15 protein-coding genes are annotated in these 19,900 nt (G+C 62.9%); 10 read left to right on the top strand and 5 right to left on the bottom strand.

The annotated features are described in order from the left end of the window. Positions 1-16 precede the first annotated feature (16 nt). The gene (locus CHB99_RS29725; RefSeq protein WP_156994709.1) at positions 17-193 is read right to left on the bottom strand and encodes a hypothetical protein; all 177 of its coding nucleotides are present in this window, start codon (positions 191-193) and stop codon (positions 17-19) included. 17 nt (positions 194-210) lie between these two features. On the opposite strand from CHB99_RS29725, the gene rapA reads away from it, so the two are divergent. Further along, positions 211-3,057, top strand: coding sequence for an RNA polymerase-associated protein RapA (gene rapA, locus CHB99_RS02230; protein WP_042122852.1), 2,847 nt, complete (start codon positions 211-213; stop codon positions 3,055-3,057). Positions 3,058-3,132: 75 nt separating this feature from the next. Here the strand turns inward: rapA and CHB99_RS02225 are convergent, their stop codons facing one another. Beyond that, entirely contained in the window at positions 3,133-4,488 is a 1,356-nt protein-coding gene (locus CHB99_RS02225) for a spinster family MFS transporter (protein WP_042122851.1), read from the bottom strand. Positions 4,489-4,768: 280 nt separating this feature from the next. Here CHB99_RS02225 and CHB99_RS02220 point away from each other — a divergent pair, with 280 nt between their 5' ends. Beyond that, complete coding sequence (locus CHB99_RS02220; protein WP_042122850.1) at positions 4,769-7,027, top strand: bifunctional diguanylate cyclase/phosphodiesterase; 2,259 nt, start codon at positions 4,769-4,771, stop codon at positions 7,025-7,027. On the opposite strand, the gene CHB99_RS02215 is transcribed toward CHB99_RS02220, so the two are convergent. After that, positions 6,927-7,817, bottom strand: a complete 891-nt coding sequence (locus tag CHB99_RS02215; RefSeq protein ID WP_042122849.1) for an NAD(P)-dependent oxidoreductase — start codon at positions 7,815-7,817, stop codon at positions 6,927-6,929. The two genes, CHB99_RS02220 and CHB99_RS02215, sit on opposite strands and share 101 nt — an antisense overlap. Before the next feature lie 197 nt (positions 7,818-8,014). On the opposite strand from CHB99_RS02215, the gene CHB99_RS02210 reads away from it, so the two are divergent. Then, positions 8,015-10,198: a hypothetical protein gene (locus CHB99_RS02210; protein ID WP_042122848.1), complete on the top strand. Its 2,184-nt coding sequence runs from the start codon at positions 8,015-8,017 to the stop codon at positions 10,196-10,198. Between the two features lie 190 nt (positions 10,199-10,388). Here CHB99_RS02210 and CHB99_RS02205 read toward each other — a convergent pair whose 3' ends face one another. Further along, a complete protein-coding gene (locus CHB99_RS02205) occupies positions 10,389-10,694 on the bottom strand; it encodes a DUF2288 domain-containing protein (protein ID WP_042122846.1) in 306 nt (101 codons plus the stop codon). A 366-nt stretch (positions 10,695-11,060) separates the two neighbouring features. On the opposite strand from CHB99_RS02205, the gene CHB99_RS02200 reads away from it, so the two are divergent. From CHB99_RS02200 to CHB99_RS02170, 7 genes are all read left to right on the top strand, one after another. Next, positions 11,061-12,188, top strand: coding sequence for a branched-chain amino acid ABC transporter substrate-binding protein (locus tag CHB99_RS02200; protein ID WP_042122844.1), 1,128 nt, complete (start codon positions 11,061-11,063; stop codon positions 12,186-12,188). Between the two features lie 227 nt (positions 12,189-12,415). Continuing rightward, a complete protein-coding gene (gene livH, locus CHB99_RS02195) occupies positions 12,416-13,339 on the top strand; it encodes a high-affinity branched-chain amino acid ABC transporter permease LivH (protein WP_042122842.1) in 924 nt (307 codons plus the stop codon). Further along, positions 13,336-14,592 (top strand): high-affinity branched-chain amino acid ABC transporter permease LivM, encoded by a 1,257-nt coding sequence (locus CHB99_RS02190; RefSeq protein WP_042122840.1) that lies wholly within the window; start codon positions 13,336-13,338, stop codon positions 14,590-14,592. Before livH ends, CHB99_RS02190 begins: the two co-directional genes overlap by 4 nt. Beyond that, positions 14,589-15,356, top strand: a complete 768-nt coding sequence (livG, locus tag CHB99_RS02185; RefSeq protein WP_042122838.1) for a high-affinity branched-chain amino acid ABC transporter ATP-binding protein LivG — start codon at positions 14,589-14,591, stop codon at positions 15,354-15,356. The genes CHB99_RS02190 and livG overlap by 4 nt, the downstream gene beginning before the upstream one ends. Further along, on the top strand, positions 15,357-16,058 hold the full coding sequence (locus tag CHB99_RS02180; RefSeq protein WP_042122837.1) for an ABC transporter ATP-binding protein: 702 nt from the start codon (positions 15,357-15,359) through the stop codon (positions 16,056-16,058). A 203-nt stretch (positions 16,059-16,261) separates the two neighbouring features. Continuing rightward, a complete protein-coding gene (locus CHB99_RS02175) occupies positions 16,262-16,936 on the top strand; it encodes a COG3650 family protein (protein WP_042122835.1) in 675 nt (224 codons plus the stop codon). A 105-nt stretch (positions 16,937-17,041) separates the two neighbouring features. Continuing rightward, positions 17,042-18,658: an NAD(P)/FAD-dependent oxidoreductase gene (locus tag CHB99_RS02170; RefSeq protein ID WP_042122834.1), complete on the top strand. Its 1,617-nt coding sequence runs from the start codon at positions 17,042-17,044 to the stop codon at positions 18,656-18,658. Between the two features lie 103 nt (positions 18,659-18,761). On the opposite strand, the gene CHB99_RS02165 is transcribed toward CHB99_RS02170, so the two are convergent. Next, on the bottom strand, positions 18,762-19,856 hold the full coding sequence (locus CHB99_RS02165; protein ID WP_089266397.1) for a PLP-dependent cysteine synthase family protein: 1,095 nt from the start codon (positions 19,854-19,856) through the stop codon (positions 18,762-18,764). Positions 19,857-19,900: the final 44 nt, after the last annotated feature.

The raw sequence follows: 19,900 nt of genomic DNA, 5'->3' as shown, positions 1-19,900 counted from the left end.
GGCGTTCGGTCTCCTGTCACCCGTTATATCGGCTCGTTCTATCCAGGCTTGAGCCTTCGACCAGCGTCCACAAGCAATATTGCAGGATGCCGCGCAGTGCTCGACGAACGGGTATCGACGCCCGCTCGGCCGCTCGATAGCCGGAATCTTTGGCCTGGATGCCGCTATCCGTTAAGATAGTCAGCTTTTTCATGGCGGGAGTCAGGCAGTATGGCGCAGCAGTATCAACCGGGACAACGCTGGATCAGCGACAGCGAAGCCGAGCTGGGTCTGGGTACCGTTCTGGCACAGGACGGCCGCTTGTTGACCGTGCTCTACCCGGCTACCGGCGATACACGCCAGTACTCGTTGCGCAACGCCCCGCTGACCCGGGTGCGCTTCTCGCCAGGTGACCAGATCACCCATTTCGAAGGCTGGAAACTGACCGTTCGCGAAGTCGAGACGATCGACGGCCTGCTGGTCTATCACGGCCTCGACGCGCAGAACCAGGCGCGCACCCTGCCGGAAACCCAACTGTCCAACTTCATTCAGTTCCGCCTGGCCAGCGACCGCCTGTTCGCCGGGCAGATCGACCCGCTTTCGTGGTTCTCGCTGCGCTACAACACCCTGGAACACACCAGCCGCCAGTTGCAGTCGTCGCTGTGGGGCCTGGGCGGCGTGCGCGCCCAGCCGATCGCGCACCAGCTGCACATTGCCCGTGAAGTGGCCGACCGTATCGCCCCTCGGGTTCTCCTGGCCGACGAAGTAGGCCTGGGCAAGACCATCGAAGCCGGCCTGGTGATCCATCGCCAACTGCTCTCCGGCCGTGCCAGCCGCGTGCTGATCCTGGTTCCGGAAAACCTCCAGCACCAGTGGCTGGTGGAAATGCGCCGGCGCTTCAACCTGCAGGTCGCCCTGTTCGATGCCGAGCGTTTCATCGAGAGCGACGCCAGCAATCCGTTCGAGGACGCGCAACTGGCACTGGTCGCCCTGGAATGGCTGACCGAGGACGACAAGGCCCAGGACGCGCTGTTCGCCGCGGGCTGGGACCTGCTGGTGGTGGACGAAGCGCATCACCTGGTCTGGCATGAAGACCAGGTCAGCCCGGAGTACGCGCTGGTCGAACAGCTCGCCGAGGTCATTCCCGGCGTCCTGCTGCTGACCGCGACCCCGGAACAGTTGGGCCAGGACAGTCACTTCGCCCGTCTGCGCCTGCTCGACCCGAACCGTTTCCACGACCTGGCCGCCTTCCGCGCCGAGAGCGAGCACTATCGCCCAGTGGCCGAAGCCGTTCAGGAACTGCTCGACAACGGCCGCCTTTCAGACAAGGCTCACGCCACCATCCAGGGCTTCCTCGGTGCCGAGGGCGAAGCGCTGCTGGCCGCGGTCAACGATGGCGACACCCAGGCCAGCGCCCGCCTGATCCGCGAACTGCTGGACCGCCACGGCACCGGCCGCGTGCTGTTCCGCAATACCCGCGCCGCGGTGCAGGGTTTCCCGCATCGTCAATTGCACGCCTACCCGCTGCCCTGCCCCGACCAATACATGGAACTGCCGGTCGGCGAGCACGCCGAGCTGTACCCGGAAGTCAGCTTCCAGGCCCAGGGTGACAGCGACGAGGAAAACCGCTGGTGGCGCTTCGACCCGCGGGTCGACTGGCTGATCGATACCCTGAAGATGCTCAAGCGGGTCAAGGTCCTGGTCATCTGCGCCCACGCCGAAACCGCCATGGACCTGGAAGACGCCCTGCGCGTGCGTTCCGGCATCCCGGCCACGGTATTCCACGAAGGCATGAGCATCCTCGAACGCGACCGCGCGGCGGCCTACTTCGCCGACGAGGAATTCGGCGCCCAGGTGCTGATCTGCTCGGAAATCGGCAGTGAAGGTCGCAACTTCCAGTTCGCCCACCATCTGGTGCTGTTCGATCTGCCGGCGCACCCGGACCTGCTGGAGCAGCGCATCGGTCGTCTTGACCGGATCGGCCAGAAGCACACCATCGAACTGCACGTTCCGCACTTGCAGAACAGCCCGCAGGAGCGTCTGTTCCAGTGGTATGACCAGGCCCTGAACGCGTTCCTCGCCACCTGCCCGACCGGCAACGCCCTGCAGCACCAGTTCGGCCCACGCCTGCTGCCGCTGCTGGAAGACACCGATGACGGCCAGTGGCAAGCGCTGATCGACGAGGCCCGCGGCGAGCGCGAGCGTCTCGAAACCGAGCTGCACAGCGGTCGCGACCGTCTGCTGGAGCTCAATTCCGGCGGTGCCGGCGAAGGCCAGACGCTGGTGGAGGCGATCCTCGAACAGGACGACCAGTTCGCCCTGCCGATCTACATGGAAACCCTGTTCGACGCCTTCGGCATCGACAGCGAGGACCACTCGGAAAACGCCCTGATCCTCAAGCCGAGCGAGAAGATGCTCGACGCCAGTTTCCCGCTGGGCGACGACGAGGGCGTGACCATCACCTACGACCGTGACCAGGCGCTGTCCCGCGAGGACATGCAGTTCCTGACCTGGGAACACCCGATGGTGCAGGGCGGCATGGACCTGGTGCTGAGCGGCTCGATGGGCAACACCGCCGTCGCGCTGATCAAGAACAAGGCGCTCAAGCCGGGCACCGTGCTGCTGGAACTGCTCTACGTCAGCGAAGTGGTCGCCCCGCGGGCGCTGCAACTGGGTCGCTACCTGCCACCGGCGGCACTGCGCTGCCTGCTCGACACCAACGGCAACGACCTGGCACCGCGGGTGGCCTTCGAAACCCTCAACGACCAGCTGGAAAGCGTGCCGAAAGCCAGCGCCAACAAGTTCATCCAGGCCCAGCGCGACGTGCTGACGCCCCGTATCAATGCCGGCGAAGCCAAGGTCATGCCGCGTCATGACGAGCGCGTGGCTGAAGCGCAACGACGCCTGGCGGCGGAAACCGACGAGGAACTGGCGCGCCTGACCGCGCTGCAGGCGGTCAACCCGACGGTACGCGACAGCGAGATCGTGGCGCTGCGCAAGCTGCGCGAGGATGGTCTGGCAATGCTGGACAAGGCGGCGCTGCGGCTGGAGGCGATTCGGGTTCTGGTCGCCGGTTGATTCCGACCTGATCCCGCCAGCAACACAAAACCCTGCGGGAGCTGGCTTGCCAGCTCCCGCAGGGTCCACGCAAAACTAAGTGGCCTCGGCTGCCTTGCCTGCCTCCATTTGCCCCTCCTCCAGCATCCCCGCCTTCATCCGCTGCGCATCCCGGGCAAAACTCCGCGCCGCCAGCAGCAGGAACACCAGGGTCATCAGCAGCGCCAGCGGAATCAGCCCCATGGCATCATGCAGGCCGACCGCCTTGAACGCCTCGGACATCTCCACCGCCCCCGCCTCCAGCATCGCCGCCTTGGCGTAATGGTCCGACAACGACCCCACCACCACCGGCCCCAGCCCACCGCCCAGCAGATACAGTCCGGCGAAGAACAGCGCCATCGCCGTCGCCCGCAGACGCGGCTGGACCACGTCCTGGATGGCGGTGTAGACGCAGGTGTAGAAGTTGTAGGCAAACAGCCAGCCGATGCCGAACAGGGCCACGAACACGCCGATCTCCACCCGCCCGGCATACAGCGCGATGCCGGTGCCCAGCGTCGCCACCAGCATGCTGAAAGCGCCGAACAGCAGGCGTCCATTGGCCCTGCGCTGATGAACCTTGTCGGCGATCCAGCCACCCAGGGTCAGGCCGATGAGGCCAGTCACGCCGACGATCACCCCGGTCGCCACCGCCGCCTGCTGCAGCGGCAACTGAAAATAGCGCTGCAGCATCGGCACCATGAACGAGTTGCAGGCATAACTGGCGAAGTTGTAGGCCAGCCCCGCCAGCACCAGCCAGCCAAACGTGGGAATGCTCAGTACCCGACGCAGCGGCCGGTCCAGCGGTGCCTGCGACGAGGCCACGGTTTCCGCGGCACCCCGCGCCGGCTCGCGGATGAAGAACACGAACACCGCCAGCAGCAGCCCCGGCACCGCGGCGATGAAGAACGGCGCGCGCCAGCTGCCGAAGTACTGGACCATCGCGCCAATGCTGAAGAAGGCCAGCAGCAACCCCAGCGGCAGGCCGAGCATGAAGATCCCCATGGCCCGTGCGCGACGCTCGGCGGGAAACAGATCGCCGATCAGCGAGTTGGCCGCCGGCGCATAGCTGGCCTCGCCGATCCCCACACCCATGCGCACCAGCAGGAAGCTCCAGAAACTGCCGACCATGCCATTGACCGCGGTCAGCCCGCTCCACACCGTCAGCCCCCACCCCATCACCTTGCGCCGCGACCCGGTATCGGCCAGGCGTCCCAGCGGCAGGCCAGCGATGGCGTAGACCAGCGTGAAGGCGGTACCGATCAGACCGATCTGCAGATCGCTCAGGTGCCACTCCAGGCGAATCGGCTCGATGACGATGGCGGGAATGGTCCGATCGAAGAAATTGAACAGGTTGACCAGGAACAGCAGGAACAGAATGCGCCAGGCATTGGCCGCTTGGGTGGGGCTGTGCATCGTTCGATCCCTCGTCGTTTTTCTTGGTGTGCGCTGCACGCCGCTGAGAATCTAGAGGGCAATCCGGGCACTGTCTGCCATCATCCATCGGGCTGAGGACGGGCAATTGTAACTATTTGCGCCATTAGAACTATCGGCGATAACGCTTATACCCCAATCATTGAAATCAATCTGCCATTAACTCCGATGGCATCAGTCGGTCTTTCTATACTCAATTCCAAAAGAGTCTCCAGGCGGTTTGGGGGACGAGTGCAAACTCGACTGAACTGAGAGGCGCGCTATGGATTGGCTCCACAGGCTGCTCGCCGCACACCCGGCCGGACACTTCGCCATCGAGGCTCACCACAATCCCTACCTGATCCTGCTCGCCTATCTGGTGATGTGCGCGGGCAGTTTCGCCACCCTCGACATCATCGAGCGCATCGGCGATGCGGAACAGGCCAGCGCGCGCCGGCGCTGGAAAGTCCTCGGCGCCTGTTGCCTGGCGTGCAGCGTGTGGGCGATGCACTACATCGGCATGCTCGCCTTCGAGACCTCACTGGACGTCCACTACGACATGTTCCTCACCGGCGTGTCGCTGCTGATCATGCTGTTCGCCGCGCTGCTGGCCATGAGTTTTCTCGGCCAACCATTGCCAAGCACCCGTCACTACTGCATGGCGGCGCTGTGCGTCGCTGCGGGGGTGGCGATCATGCACTACACCGGCATGGCCGCGATGCGCTCCAACGCCCAGCAGTACTACGACCCGACCCTGGTGCTGGCCTCGGTGGTGGTGGCGCTGGTCGCCGCACTGCTGCCGCTGCTGATGGCACGCTACCTGCGCCAGGGACGCAGCGCCTCCCCGCTGCTGTTCAAGTACAGCGCCGCCGTGGTGATGGCCGCCGGTATCATCGCCACCCACTACACCGGCATGTGCGCCCTGAGCCTGATTCTCCCGGGCGGGACCGCACCGCAGATGACCGTCACCGACAACAGCCTGCAACTGAGCCTGACCATCGCCGTGATCACCCTGCTGATCAGTGGCAGTTGCATCAGTGCGGCGCTGTCGGACAAGAAGCTGCAAAGCAAGGAACAGGACCTGCGCCGGGTCAACACCCTGCTCAGCCAACTGGATCAGGCCCGGGTCTCGCTGCAGCAGGCGGCGCACTACGACGCCCTGACCAACCTGGTCAACCGTCGCGGCTTCAACCAGATCTTCGCCGAACGCCTCGCCGAACGGGCCCAGGCCGGCGGCATGCTGGGGGTGATGTTCCTCGACATCGATCACTTCAAGCGCATCAACGACAGCCTCGGCCACGACGCCGGCGACCGTTTGCTCAAGGCCATCGCCCATCTCATCAACTCCGCCACCCGCGCCCAGGATGTGGTGGCGCGCCTGGGTGGCGACGAATTCTGCATCCTGTTCTATCTGAAACATCCGGAAGAGGCTCGCGGCCTCGCCCTGCGCATCCTGCAGAAAGTCCGCGACCCCATCGACCTGGGCGGACGGCGCATGGTGATGACCACCAGCATCGGCATCAGCCTGTACCCCACCGACGGCAGCACCTGTGACGAACTGCTCAAGCACGCCGACCTGGCGCTGTACCAGTCCAAAGGCAGCGGGCGCAACAAGGCGCATTTCTTCAGCGACAACCTCAAGACCCGCGCCACGCTCGAACTGCAACTGGAAGAGGAACTGCGCATTGCCCTGCACGAAGACCTCGGCCTGTGCCTGCACTACCAGCCGATCTACGAGCTCGCCAGCGGCAAGGTGAGCAAGCTGGAAGCGCTGATCCGCTGGCAGCATCCGCAGCATGGCCTGCTCAGTCCCGACCGCTTCATCGGCATCGCCGAAACCAACGGCCTGATCGCCGAGCTCGACCTGTGGGTGCTGCGACGGGCCTGCCACGACCTGGCGGAACTGAGCCAGCACGGCTTCGGCGACCTCAAGGTCACGGTGAACTGCTCGGCCCTCACCCTCGGTCGCGAGGAACTAGCCCAGGAAGTCGAGGACGCCCTGCACGGCGCCGGGCTGGCGGCCTGGCGCCTGGAGCTGGAAGTCACCGAGAACGCCCTGATGGCCAATATCCACAGCACCATCGCCCTGCTGCGACGCATTCGCGAACAGGGCGTGTCGCTGTCCATCGACGACTTCGGCACCGGCTATTCCTCCCTGGCCTACCTCAAGCGCCTGCCACTGGACACCCTGAAGATCGATCGCTCGTTCATTCAGGACGTGCCGCGCTCACGGGCCGACAACAACATCGTCCAGGCGATCATGGTCATGGCCCACACCCTGCACCTGAAGGTGATCACCGAGGGGGTGGAAACCGAAGAACAGTACGATTTCCTCCAGCAACTGGGCTGCGATGCGATCCAGGGCTACCTGCTCAGCCGCCCGGTGCCGCTGGAGGACCTGCGCGGTGTGCTCACGACCCTGAACCACCGCGAGGACAGCCTCATGGCTTGCTGCGATACAGATCAATCAGCGTCGCAGGATCTTTTTCCAGATAACCCTGACTGCCATGCAGGCGCATCAGCTGCGCGGCCAGGCCGCTGAGTGGCGTCGCCGAGCCCTGCTCCCGAGAAAATTTCACCGCGGTATCGAGATCCTTGAGCAAGGTGCGCACATGCCACTTCACCGGCTCGAAGCGACTCTCGGCCATCTGCGGAGCGAGGATCTGCAACGGTTTCGAATCGGCGAAGCCACCGGCCAGGGCCTCGGCGATCAGGCTGGCATCGACTCCGGACTGTTCGGCCAGCGCCACCACCTCGGCGATCACCAGGGCATTGCAGGCCACGATCATCTGGTTGCAGGCCTTGGTCACCTGCCCCGCGCCCACGCCCCCCATATGGGTCACCCGTTGACCGAGCGCCAATAGCGCCGGACGTACGCGCTCAAGGTCCGTCGCCTCGCCACCGACCATGATCGCCAGAGTGCCCGCCTCGGCTCCCGGGGTGCCACCGGATACCGGCGTATCCAGCCAGCTCATGCCCGTGGCGGCCTTCAACTGCGCGGCCATGTCCCGAGTGGCCGTGGGTTCGAGGCTGGAGAAATCCACCAGCAACTGACCGGCCCTGGCCTTGCTGACAATGCCGGCATCGCCGAAGACGACCTCGCGCACCACGCCGGTATCGGCCAGGCACAGCATCACCACATCGGCGGCATCGCACAGTTCACCCGGGGTCTCGACCTGACGGGCGCCCGCCTCGACCAGTGGCGCGCATTTGTCCGGCGAGCGGTTCCACACGGTCAACTGATGACCGGCCGCCAGCAGCCGGCGACACATGGGCAGGCCCATCAGGCCGATACCGGCGAACCCCAGGGACAAAGGCAGTGAATTGCTCATCTACAGCTCCAGACAATTAAAGAAGTTGACGGGTTGGACGATTCAGAAACTGGCACGACGGGAAAACCCCTAGGGTTTATAGGGTAAAACCCTATCGCTCACGCCAGAGACGCGCTGATACAGTCGCGAAACTTATCCAGGGATGGCTCAATGATATCGACTGTTGAAAGGCCTTCCCCCCAGGCACATGGCGCAAAATGACCTCCAAGAATACTCCTGCCACCGTGATTTCCGAGCTGCTTTCAGCCACCGCGCCCACTTCTTACGGGACCCGCAGTTATTACAGCCAGCCCACGCTGAGCCCACAGCAATACCTGTACTTCACCGAACCCGACACCCAGCGCATCCTCGACAACCTCGACGGCCTGCGTGACCTGGTGTTTCCGCCGAGCCTGCATGTCGAGGACGATGCGCAACTGCGCCTGGATCAGCAGTTCCCTTCGGTGTGCCTGATCGGCTTGGGTCGTTGCGGCTCGAACATCGCCCTGGACGTCGCCGAGCTGGTCTACAACGCGCGGACCTTCTACCTCAACGAATTCAACAACGACGACCGCGCCGGCAACGATCCGACCTGGAATCCCGCGCACTGGATCCGCAACAACCTGCGTCTGGTCCAGGCCAAGAGCGCCAAGCCGGTGTTTCTCGTCGAGCCGCTGGTGATGCTCGGCGACCTGGACAAGGACATCGCCGGGCGCATTCGTTTTTCCCGCAAGGGTGAGAAGAGCGGTTTTCTGCGCGACTACAGCAAGATGAAGATCATGGACCTGTCCGAGGTCCACGCCGGTGGTGCCGGTAACGCGCCGATCCTCGGCCAGTATCTGGCGAAGATCATCCTCAACAAGGAAACCCATCGCTTCTCCAGCGCCGACTGGAAACTGATCCACTCGTACCTGATCGACTCCTGCGGGATCAAGGCCAACCAGTCGCGGCTGTACTTCTATATCTTCAGCGCCGGCGGCGGCACCGGCTCGGGCATGGCCTCGGAATTCGGTCTGGCCCAGCAGTTCTCCTACATGAACAAGACCTTCGACACCAAGCCGGCCGACGAGCAGGATGGCGAGGCGGGTCATTCGTTCGTCTTCGAGCCGATCTTCACCAGCGGCATCTGCGTGCTGCCGAACATTTCCGATCATCGCAGCGAGATGTCCGAAGCCCTGCACATCAACGCCGGCCGCCTGTTGTGCAAATACCTGTCGGAAGAATGGGACTTCTCTTACAACTTCGATAACGAAGACAGCAGCGAAGCCAGCGTGATGGGGCGTATCCGTCCATGGAACGCGATGATGCTGATTTCCAACGACATCATGCGTTACGCCGAAGAAAGCGACGACGGCAATATCCAGAACATCGACGTCAACGCCATGGAGAAGCACGCCAACCAGTACATCTCCCAGCAGATCTTCAACATCCTCACCGCCCAGGCGGTGACCACCGACTACGACCAGAACTATTTCCGCCGCGCCGGCATCGACATCGGCGAGACCATCCGCCTCGACGCCAACGACCTGTTCATGAGCCTGGCCGGCCCCGTGGCAATCGCCTACGCCGAATCCGTAGTCCCGGAAACCCCGGGGCAGAATTCGGAAAAAGGTTTCAAGGTGTTCGAGAAGGAACAGCCACGCCTGAACATCGACGACCTGTTCTTCCGCTCCATCGACCTGCCGCACTTCAACAAGGACACCCAGGCCATCGAGGGCATCAGCCTGCTGCCGATCGAGTCGAAACGCTACCGCGCCGCCCTGGAGCAGTACCGCAACTCCGGCTGCGACGCCGCGGCGCTGCATGACCTGCATTTCTTCAAGAACTGTTCGTCGGTGGTCTCGATCGTCTCGCTGCCCAAGGACTACAAGCTGTCCTACATGGACCTGAACCGGCTCAAGACCCACCTCAACAACCTGTTCCCCAACACCACCCTGAAACGCTACGCCCTGGTGATCGGCGCCTCGGCCAACCTGTCGCTGACCACCCTGATCGCCAAGAGCCCGTGCCTGTCGGATGATTTCCTGACCCTGATCGTGGCCTTCATCAAGCGCTGCTTCGCCAGGGCGCCCTACCGCTTCGACGAGACGCTGGACAACGCCATCCTCGACTTCATCACCCGCGAGGAATTCGAGGACGAGCGCATCGACGAGTTGCTCAACGAATTCGAGAATCCAGCGAAGATCCTCGATACCAACTGGTACGCGATCAAACCGATGTACGAGAAGAAGTACCGCGAGTTGATCAATGACAAGAACAAGTTCGTGTCGATCAACGATATTCGCCTGTCGCGGGAGTGCGTGAAGAAGGCGGTGAAATATTTGCGTGAAATTTATCGGCACCGCATCGGCAAGACCAAGGTCATTTCCCTCAATAGCCATACCGGGAAAGTCGACTACTAAGTTTTCGCGCAGACAGAAACGGGGCGTCCATCGGACGCCCCGTTTTCATTGGTGCCGCTTTTTACCCGTGCCGACTGTTACCGCCCGATCAGGGTGCGAGGGGACTGTTACCAACCGTCACCCTGCTTGAACGGTCTCACGCACCAAAATGGTCTGGCTGTGCGTTTTTGCGCACCAAATAAGAGCCGGCTTACAGCGATTTGCGTTCCTGGATCACGATGAACGGCGAAACCACCACCGCCCAGATCTCTGGATCGCGGTTCTGCAGGTCAAGTGCCTGCTCCGAGCTGACCGCTCCGACAGTGCCAGCATTACGCCACAGGGCCACGCTTTCGGCACGATTCTCGGCCATTGCCTGTGCGACTTCGATCAGGTCGAGGCAAGGGTCGACCCAAATCAGGTCACCCTTTGCCCAAAAACGCTCCAAGGCTTTCCACTCGATTACCGCAGTCTCGCCGAGCAATTTGGCATAGAGGGTGCTTGGTTCATCAGTCATGGGTTCCACCAAAAATAATCCGGCTCAAATGAAAGGCCGTTATTTTTGCAGAAAAACCCAGTTTCAAATAAGTAATTGGTCGGCAGGATCAACGAAGCCAAACGTTTCCGGACACTTCCGGACGAGCAGAAGACGCTTTTTTGTATCTTTATGTCGACCAGGCGACACCCGCGGTTTTTGCCTCGGCGGGCCTGCTTTTCAAGCGATGAAGCAGCGCTCTACACTGTACCGGTACAGTTGCCAGGGCATTCACCGGGGGCGAAACCGGAAAGTCAGGCTGCGATACGGCGTGGCCGTACCGGGTCTGTCAGGTCCTCTGCCCTGGCGCAAGGACGATAAAAATTACAACAGAATGAGTGGAGCACTATGAGTAAGGCTACTAAACAGATTTCCAAGCTGTTCGCCGCGATGGTTCTGGCCGGCGTCGCCAGCCATTCCTTCGCCGCCGATACCATCAAGATCGGCATCGCCGGCCCGAAGACCGGTCCGGTGACTCAATACGGTGACATGCAGTTCATCGGTGCAAAACAGGCCATCAAGGACATCAACGCCGCCGGCGGTGTGGATGGCAAGATGCTCGAAGCCAAGGAATACGACGACGCCTGCGATCCGAAACAGGCCGTGGCCGTAGCCAACAAGGTGGTCAACGACGGCGTCAAGTTCGTCATCGGTCACCTCTGCTCCAGCTCCACCCAGCCAGCGTCCGACATCTACGAAGACGAAGGCGTGATCATGATCACCCCGGCTGCCACCAGCCCGGAAATCACCACTCGCGGCTACAAGCTGATCTTCCGCACCATCGGCCTGGACAGCGCCCAGGGCCCTGCCGCCGGCAACTACATCGCCGACCACGTCAAGCCGAAAGTCGTCGCGGTCCTGCACGACAAGCAGCAGTACGGTGAAGGCATCGCCACCGCAGTCAAGTCCACCCTGGAGAAGAAAGGCACCAAGGTTGCCGTCTTCGAAGGCCTGAACGCCGGTGACAAGGACTTCTCCTCGATCATCCAGAAGCTCAAGCAGAACAACGTCGACTTCGTCTACTACGGCGGCTACCACCCGGAACTGGGTCTGATCCTGCGTCAGGCGCAGGAAAAAGGCCTGAACGCCAAGTTCATGGGTCCGGAAGGCGTCGGCAACGACTCCATCTCGCAGATCGCCCAGAACGCTTCCGAAGGCCTGCTGGTCACCCTGCCGAAGTCCTTCGACACCGACCCGGAGAACAAGAAGATCGTCGACGCCATCAAGGCCGACGGCAAGGATCCTAGCGGTCCGTTCGTGTTCCCGGCCTACTCGGCTGTCGAGCTGATCGCCCAGGGCATCAAGAAAGCCGGTAGCCAGGACACCGACAAGGTAGCCGCGGCCATCCATGCCGGTACCTTCAAGACCCCGACCGGCGAACTGTCCTACGACGAAAAAGGCGACCTGAAAGACTTCAAATTCGTGGTCTACGAATGGCATTTCGGCAAACCGAAAACCGAAGTCTCCCCTCAGTAATACCGTCTGACACATGACCGAAAAGCCCACTGTGCGAGCAGTGGGCTTTGTTTTACGAGGTTCATGGACCCGTTTCCCGCGATCCGGGATCGGGTTCACCTGAAAATCTTAAAACCGTCACCAGCGGTTCCCTGGCAGCGCATGCGTCGAAGTGGCCCCAGACCACAAGACCGTGCCGGGTACAGACCCACCAGCGAAATGCGTATCAGGTTTTTAGGAGCGCTGTAATGCCTGAGATCTATCACTTTTTCCAACAGCTGGTTAATGGTCTGACCATTGGCAGCACCTATGCCTTGATAGCCATTGGCTACACAATGGTTTACGGCATCATTGGAATGATCAACTTCGCCCATGGCGAGGTGTACATGATTGGTTCCTACGTGGCCTTCATCGTCCTTGCCGGACTGGCCATGATGGGTATCCACTCTCTGCCGCTGCTGATGACCGCCGCGTTCCTCGCGACGATCGTCGTTACCAGTGCCTATGGCTACAGTATCGAACGGGTCGCCTACCGGCCGTTGCGTAACAGCAACCGCCTGATCCCGCTGATTTCCGCCATCGGCATGTCGATCTTCCTGCAGAACACCGTCCTGCTTTCCCAGGACTCCAAGGACAAATCCATTCCCAACCTGATCCCGGGGAGCATCTCCTTCGGCCCGGGCGGCGCGGAAGAAGTCCTGATTTCCTACATGCAGATCCTGGTCTTCGTGGTCACCCTGATCGCCATGACCGGTCTCACCCTGTTCATCTCCCGCTCGCGTCTGGGCCGGGCCTGCCGGGCCTGTGCCGAAGACATCAAGATGGCCAACCTGCTGGGGATCAACACCAACAACATCATCGCCCTGACCTTCGTCATCGGTGCCGCCCTGGCAGCCGTGGCCGCGGTGCTGCTGAGCATGCAGTACGGCGTGATCAACCCCAACGCGGGCTTCCTGGTGGGTCTCAAAGCCTTCACCGCGGCAGTGCTCGGCGGCATCGGCAGTATCCCGGGCGCCATGCTCGGCGGCCTGGTGCTGGGTGTGGCCGAAGCCTTCGGCGCTGACATCTTCGGTGACCAGTACAAGGACGTCGTGGCGTTCGGCCTGCTGGTTCTCGTCCTGTTGTTCCGTCCGACCGGCATCCTCGGCCGTCCGGAGGTTGAGAAAGTATGAACAGACATCTCAAAGCGGCGTTCTTCAGCGCCCTGCTGGTCTGGGCCGTGGCCTTCCCGGTGCTTGGCCTGAAACTCAGCATCGTCGGCATCAACCTGGAAGTGCATGGCCAGGGTCCCTTCACCCTCGGCGTGATCGCCCTGTGTTCGGTGCTGATGTTCCTGCGCGTGCTGTTCGACAAGCAGTGGAGCGCGGCGATGCGTTCGCGTGACCGCGGCCCATTGATCCCGCCCAAGGTCAGCAATTACCTGACCCTGCCGAAGACCCAGCGCTACATCATCCTCGGCCTGATCGTGCTCGCCCTGGTCTGGCCGTTCTTCGGCTCGCGCGGCGCGGTCGACATCGCCACCCTGATCCTGATCTACGTCCTGCTCGGCCTCGGCCTGAACATCGTGGTCGGTCTGGCTGGCCTGCTCGACCTGGGTTACGTCGGTTTCTACGCCGTCGGGGCCTACAGCTACGCGCTGCTCTCGCACTACTTCGGCCTGAGCTTCTGGGTCTGCCTGCCGATCGCCGGCCTGATGGCCGCCACCTTCGGCTTCCTTCTCGGCTTCCCGGTACTGCGCCTGCGCGGTGACTACCTGGCCATCGTGACCCTCGGTTTCGGTGAGATCATCCGTCTGTTCCTGCGCAACCTGACCGACCTCACCGGCGGTCCGAACGGCATCAGCAACATCGAGAAACCGACCTTCTTCGGCCTGACCTTCGAACGCAAGGCCGCCGAGGGCATGCAGACCTTCCACGAGTTCTTCGGGCTGGAATACAACTCGATCAACAAGGTGATCTTCCTCTACCTGGTGGCCCTGCTGCTGGCGCTGCTCGCGCTGTTCGTCATCAACCGCCTGCTGCGCATGCCGATCGGACGTGCCTGGGAAGCGCTGCGTGAAGACGAGATCGCCTGCCGCGCGCTGGGCCTGAACCCGACCGTGATCAAGCTCTCGGCGTTCACCCTGGGTGCCTGCTTCGCCGGTTTCGCCGGCAGCTTCTTCGCCGCTCGCCAGGGTCTGGTGACACCGGAGTCGTTCACCTTCATCGAATCGGCGATCATCCTCGCCATCGTCGTGCTCGGCGGCATGGGCTCTCAGCTGGGCGTGATTCTCGCGGCCATCGTGATGATCCTGCTGCCTGAGCTGATGCGCGACTTCAGCGAGTACCGCATGCTGATGTTCGGCGCCCTGATGGTGTTGATGATGATCTGGCGTCCGCAGGGCCTGCTGCCTATGCAACGTCCACACATGGAGCTGCGTCGATGAGCCGCGAAATTCTGAAAGTCAGCGGCCTGAGCATGCGCTTCGGCGGCTTGTTGGCGGTCAACGGCGTGGCCCTGACCGTCAAGGAAAAACAGGTGGTTGCCCTGATCGGTCCGAACGGCGCCGGCAAGACCACCGTGTTCAACTGCCTGACCGGCTTCTACAAGCCCAGCGGCGGCACCATCCTCCTCGACGGCCAACCGATCCAGGGCCTGGCCGGTCACCAGATTGCCCGCAAGGGCGTGGTGCGGACCTTCCAGAACGTGCGTCTGTTCAAGGAAATGACCGCCCTGGAAAACCTGCTGATCGCCCAGCACCGCCATCTCAACACCAACTTCCTCGCGGGTCTGTTCAAGACTCCGGCATTCCGTCGCAGCGAGAAGGAAGCCATGGAGCGGGCGCAGTACTGGCTGGAGAAGGTCAACCTGACCGAATTCGCCAACCGCACCGCCGGCACCCTGGCCTATGGTCAGCAACGCCGCCTGGAAATCGCCCGCTGCATGATGACCCAACCGCGCATCATCATGCTCGACGAGCCCGCGGCCGGCCTGAACCCCAAGGAAACCGAGGACCTCAAGGCGCTGATCGCGTACCTGCGTGAATCCCACGACGTCACCGTGCTGCTGATCGAGCACGACATGAAGCTGGTCATGAGCATTTCCGACCATATCGTCGTGATCAACCAGGGCACGCCCCTGGCCGATGGCACGCCGGAACAGATCCGCGACAACCCTGACGTGATCAAAGCCTACCTGGGGGAAGCGTAAATGCTGCAGTTCGAAAACGTTTCCACCTTCTATGGCAAGATCCAGGCGCTGCACTCGGTCAACGTGGAAATCCGCCAGGGCGAGATCGTCACCCTGATCGGTGCCAACGGTGCCGGCAAGTCGACCCTGCTGATGACCCTCTGCGGTTCGCCACAGGCTCACAGCGGCAGCATCAAGTACCTGGGTGAAGAGCTGGTCGGCCAGAGTTCTTCGCACATCATGCGCAAGAGCATTGCCGTGGTGCCGGAAGGCCGTCGGGTGTTCTCGCGCCTGACGGTCGAGGAAAACCTGGCGATGGGTGCCTTCTTCACCGACAAGCGCGAGATCCCGGACCTGATGGACAAGGTGCTGCATCTGTTCCCGCGACTGAAGGAACGCTTTGCTCAGCGTGCTGGCACCATGTCCGGCGGCGAGCAGCAGATGCTCGCCATCGGCCGGGCGCTGATGAGCAAGCCCAAGCTGCTGCTGCTCGACGAGCCGTCGCTGGGCCTGGCGCCGATCATCATCCAGCAGATCTTCGACATCATCGAACAGCTGCGCCGCGACGGCGTGACCGTGTTCCTGGTGGAGCAGAACGCCAACCAGGCGCTGAAGATCGCCGACCGCGCCTATGTGCTGGAAAACGGCCGGGTGGTGATGCAGGGCACGGGTGAAGCACTGCTGACCGATCCGAAGGTGCGCGACGCCTATCTGGGCGGTTGAGTCCTCTGTTTCCGGGGCTGCTTTGCAGCCCTTTCGCGGGCAAGCCGCGCTCCTACGGGTTGCATGCACAGCGTAGGAGCGCGGCTTGACCGCGAAAGGGCGCACAACGACCACAGATTTTTCTGACATAACTTAACTTGTGATCCCACCCCACCCTGCGTACCGTTGAAAACTTTCTGGCCGAGATCTCGGAGTTTTCCTCGATGCGTATCGTCCCTTCCCTGTTCGTCGCCGCCCTGCTGCCGCTGTTCGCCGGCTGCCAGTTGCTCGCCGACCAGCCGGAAACCGTCTCCACCGCCGGCATGACCCGCCTGCAAGGCGAACTCAGCGCCGCCAATGGCCAACTGCTGTTCAAACCGTGCACGGAAAGCCGGCGCTTCGTCATCCAGGACAGCGGTAATACCGGTCTGCTGCAGGAAGCCGCGACCCTGGCCGCCACCCCCGGCACCCTGTTCGCCGACCTGCGCGGCACCCTGTCAGCCAGCCAGGGCAACAGCGCCGACGGCCAGTTCAACGTGCACCAGCTGTACCGCGTCGAACACTCGGCGAGTGCCTGCACCGACCCCAACTTCAAGCGCATGACCCTGCGCGCCTTCGGCCAGGAGCCGTTCTGGAACCTGAACGTCAGCGGCCAGGGCATGGTTCTCAACCGCCCCGAGCAGCCACCGCTGGCCCTGCCCTATCTGGAAGAACAGATGCCCGGCGGCGGCATCAGTGTCAGCAGCGAAGCCAACGGCCAGAAGGTCGAGCTGTGGCTTGCCCCGCAACGCTGCGTCGACGTCGCCACGGGCGGCGTCAGCCACCTGACCGCGCAACTGCGCCTGGATGGCCAGACCCTGCAAGGCTGCGGCTACTACGGCGGTTCGCGCAACGACTGACCACCGGCGCGCATTCAGTCTGCCTGTCGAGCTGACGAAACCTTTATACTCGGCGGTTTGTGTAACGCCGCCGGCCCCTTCATGGCCGGGATACTGGACCCTGTCATGCTACGAATCACCGAACTGAAGCTGCCGCTGGATCATCCCGACGAAGCCCTGCGCGACGCCATCGTGCAACGCCTGGGCATCGACGACGCCGAGCTGCTCGACTTCACCATCTTCAAGCGCAGCTACGACGCGCGGAAGAAGAACACCGAACTGCTGTTCATCTATGCCATCGACCTCAACGTGCGTGACGAGGCGGCGGTACTGCGCACGTTCGCCGACGACCACAATGTCGTCATCGCTCCGGATGTCAGCTACAAGCCGGTGGGCAATGCCCCACAAGGTGGCCTGGCCGAGCGGCCGATCGTGGTCGGCTTCGGCCCCTGCGGCATCTTCGCCGGTCTGATCCTGGCCCAGGCCGGCCTGCGTCCGATCGTGCTCGAACGCGGCAAGGAAGTGCGCCAGCGCACCAAGGACACCTGGGGCCTGTGGCGCAAGAGCGTGCTCAACCCCGAGTCCAATGTGCAATTCGGCGAAGGCGGCGCCGGGACCTTCTCCGACGGCAAGCTGTACAGCCAGATCAAGGACCCGAAACACTACGGCCGTAAGGTTCTTCACGAGTTCGTCAAGGCCGGCGCGCCGGAAGAGATCCTCTACGTCAGCAAGCCACACATCGGTACCTTCCGCCTGACCGGCATGGTCGAGAACATCCGCGAGGAAATCATCGCCCTGGGCGGCGAGGTGCGTTTCGAGCACAGGGTCACCGACCTGCTGATGGAAGACGGTCAGTTGCACGGCGTGGTCCTGCACAACGGCGAGGAACTGCACTCGCGCCACGTGGTGCTGGCCCTCGGCCACAGCGCCCGCGACACGTTCCGCATGCTCCACAGCCGTGGCGTGTACATGGAAGCCAAGCCCTTCTCCATCGGCTTCCGTATCGAACACCCGCAGTCGCTGATCGACAAGGCGCGCCTGGGCAAATATGCCGGCCACCCGAAACTCGGCGCGGCCGACTACAAGCTCGTGCACCACGCCAAGAACGGTCGTTCGGTCTACAGCTTCTGCATGTGCCCGGGCGGTACCGTGGTCGCCGCCACCAGCGAGCCGGGGCGCGTGGTCACCAACGGCATGAGCCAGTACTCGCGCAACGAGCGCAACGCCAACTCCGGCATCGTCGTCGGCATCACCCCCGAGCAGGATTATCCGGGTGGCCCGCTGGCCGGTATCGAGCTGCAGGAGCGCCTGGAAGCCCACGCCTACGTGCTGGGTGGCAGCAACTACCAGGCGCCGGCGCAACTGGTCGGCGACTTCGTTGCCGGACGGCCGTCGACCGCGCTGGGCAGCGTCGAACCATCGTACAAGCCGGGCATCAGCCTGGGCGACCTGGCACCGAGCCTGCCGGACTTCGCCATCGAGGCGCTGCGCGAGGCGATCCCCGCCTTCGATCGGCAGATCAAGGGCTACAACCTGGCGGATGCGGTGCTGACCGGCATCGAGACGCGTACCTCGTCGCCGCTGCGGATCACCCGTGACGAGAGCCTGCAGAGCCTGAACCTGAAGGGATTGTTCCCGGCGGGTGAAGGGGCGGGTTATGCCGGAGGGATTCTCTCCGCGGGTGTCGATGGCATTCGTATCGCCGAGGCCGTGGCCAAGAGCATGCTCGGGATTTCCGAGTAAATCTCCCGGGCCTCATCGCGGGCAACGCCCGCTCCCACAGGATCCGCGGCGCACACGGACCTTGTGGGAGCGGGCGTTGCCCGCGATGAGGCCACTGCTGTTATCAGATCCCTTCGCGCAGCACACTCTCCGGCAACGCCTCCCCCCGCTCCACACACCCGGCCACCAGCGCAATCAACGGCTCCAGATCGAACCCCTGGGCCTTGAGCCACTGCTCATCGTAATAGGTCGTCGCATAGCGCTCGCCGCTGTCGCACAGGATCGCCACGATCGACCCCGACTCCCCCGCCGACTGCATATGCAACGCTGCCTGCAATGCGCCGACCAGGTTGGTCCCGCTCGATCCCCCCACCCTGCGCCCCAGGCGCCTGGCCAGGTAGTGCATGGCCGCCAGCGACAGGGCATCCGGCACCTTGACCATGGCGTCGATCACCGCCGGCAGGAATGACGCCTCGACCCGCGGCCGGCCGATGCCCTCGATCCGCGAGCCGCAGTCCAGGCGCAGCTCGCGGTCGCCCGTGCGATAGCAGTCGAAGAACACCGAACGCTCGGCATCGGCGCACAACACCCGGGTCGGATGCCGGCGGTAGCGCACGTAGCGGCCCAGGGTCGCGGTGGTACCGCCAGTGCCCGGACTGGAAATCAGCCACGCCGGCTCGGCATGTCGCTCGAAATGCATCTGGCTGAAGATCGACTCGGCGATGTTGTTGTTGGCGCGCCAGTCGGTGGCGCGCTCGGCGTAGGTGAACTGGTCCATGAAATGCCCGCCGCTTTCCCGCGCCAGACGCTCGGACTCGGCGTAGATCTGCGTCGGGTCCTGCACCAGGTGCGGCCTGCCACCATAGAACTCGATCTGGGCGATCTTTTCCCGCGAGGTGGTCGCCGGCATCACCGCGATGAACGGCAGGCCGAGCAGACGGGCGAAATAGGCTTCGGAAATCGCCGTGGAGCCACTGGACGCCTCGATCACCGGCGCACCGGGACGCAGCCAGCCATTGCACAGGGCATAGAGAAACAGCGAGCGGGCCAGACGGTGCTTGAGGCTGCCGGTGGGATGGCTGGACTCGTCCTTGAAATACAGGTCGACATCCGCAAAGCCGGCCATCGACAGCGGAATCAGATGGGTATCGGCGCTGCGCTGGAAATCGGCTTCGATGATGCGGATGGCTTCACGAACCCAGGTGCGGTGATGGTTCATAGGCGGTTCTCCGGGGTTGGGGGCGAAAGACAGTAGAAGCGACT

The organism is Pseudomonas japonica, assembly GCF_900188455.1.
Taxonomy (GTDB): domain Bacteria; phylum Pseudomonadota; class Gammaproteobacteria; order Pseudomonadales; family Pseudomonadaceae; genus Aquipseudomonas; species Aquipseudomonas japonica.
The sequence above is the reverse complement of the archived record's forward strand: the minus strand, read 5'-3'. Positions and strand labels throughout refer to the sequence as shown.

Excerpts from the sequence above, each read along its gene's own strand:
- CHB99_RS29725 (WP_156994709.1), bottom strand. The coding sequence starts at position 193 with ATGAAAAAGCTGACTATCTTAACGGATAGCGGCATCCAGGCCAAAGAT.
- CHB99_RS02225 (WP_042122851.1), bottom strand. The coding sequence starts at position 4,488 with ATGCACAGCCCCACCCAAGCGGCCAATGCCTGGCGCATTCTGTTCCTG.
- CHB99_RS02190 (WP_042122840.1), top strand. The coding sequence starts at position 13,336 with ATGAACAGACATCTCAAAGCGGCGTTCTTCAGCGCCCTGCTGGTCTGG.
- CHB99_RS02180 (WP_042122837.1), top strand. The coding sequence starts at position 15,357 with ATGCTGCAGTTCGAAAACGTTTCCACCTTCTATGGCAAGATCCAGGCG.
- CHB99_RS02175 (WP_042122835.1), top strand. The coding sequence starts at position 16,262 with ATGCGTATCGTCCCTTCCCTGTTCGTCGCCGCCCTGCTGCCGCTGTTC.
- CHB99_RS02165 (WP_089266397.1), bottom strand. The coding sequence starts at position 19,856 with ATGAACCATCACCGCACCTGGGTTCGTGAAGCCATCCGCATCATCGAA.
- CHB99_RS02170 (WP_042122834.1), top strand. The coding sequence starts at position 17,042 with ATGCTACGAATCACCGAACTGAAGCTGCCGCTGGATCATCCCGACGAA.
- CHB99_RS02205 (WP_042122846.1), bottom strand. The coding sequence starts at position 10,694 with ATGACTGATGAACCAAGCACCCTCTATGCCAAATTGCTCGGCGAGACT.
- CHB99_RS02200 (WP_042122844.1), top strand. The coding sequence starts at position 11,061 with ATGAGTAAGGCTACTAAACAGATTTCCAAGCTGTTCGCCGCGATGGTT.
- CHB99_RS02220 (WP_042122850.1), top strand. The coding sequence starts at position 4,769 with ATGGATTGGCTCCACAGGCTGCTCGCCGCACACCCGGCCGGACACTTC.
- CHB99_RS02210 (WP_042122848.1), top strand. The coding sequence starts at position 8,015 with ATGACCTCCAAGAATACTCCTGCCACCGTGATTTCCGAGCTGCTTTCA.
- livG (WP_042122838.1), top strand. The coding sequence starts at position 14,589 with ATGAGCCGCGAAATTCTGAAAGTCAGCGGCCTGAGCATGCGCTTCGGC.
- rapA (WP_042122852.1), top strand. The coding sequence starts at position 211 with ATGGCGCAGCAGTATCAACCGGGACAACGCTGGATCAGCGACAGCGAA.
- CHB99_RS02215 (WP_042122849.1), bottom strand. The coding sequence starts at position 7,817 with ATGAGCAATTCACTGCCTTTGTCCCTGGGGTTCGCCGGTATCGGCCTG.
- livH (WP_042122842.1), top strand. The coding sequence starts at position 12,416 with ATGCCTGAGATCTATCACTTTTTCCAACAGCTGGTTAATGGTCTGACC.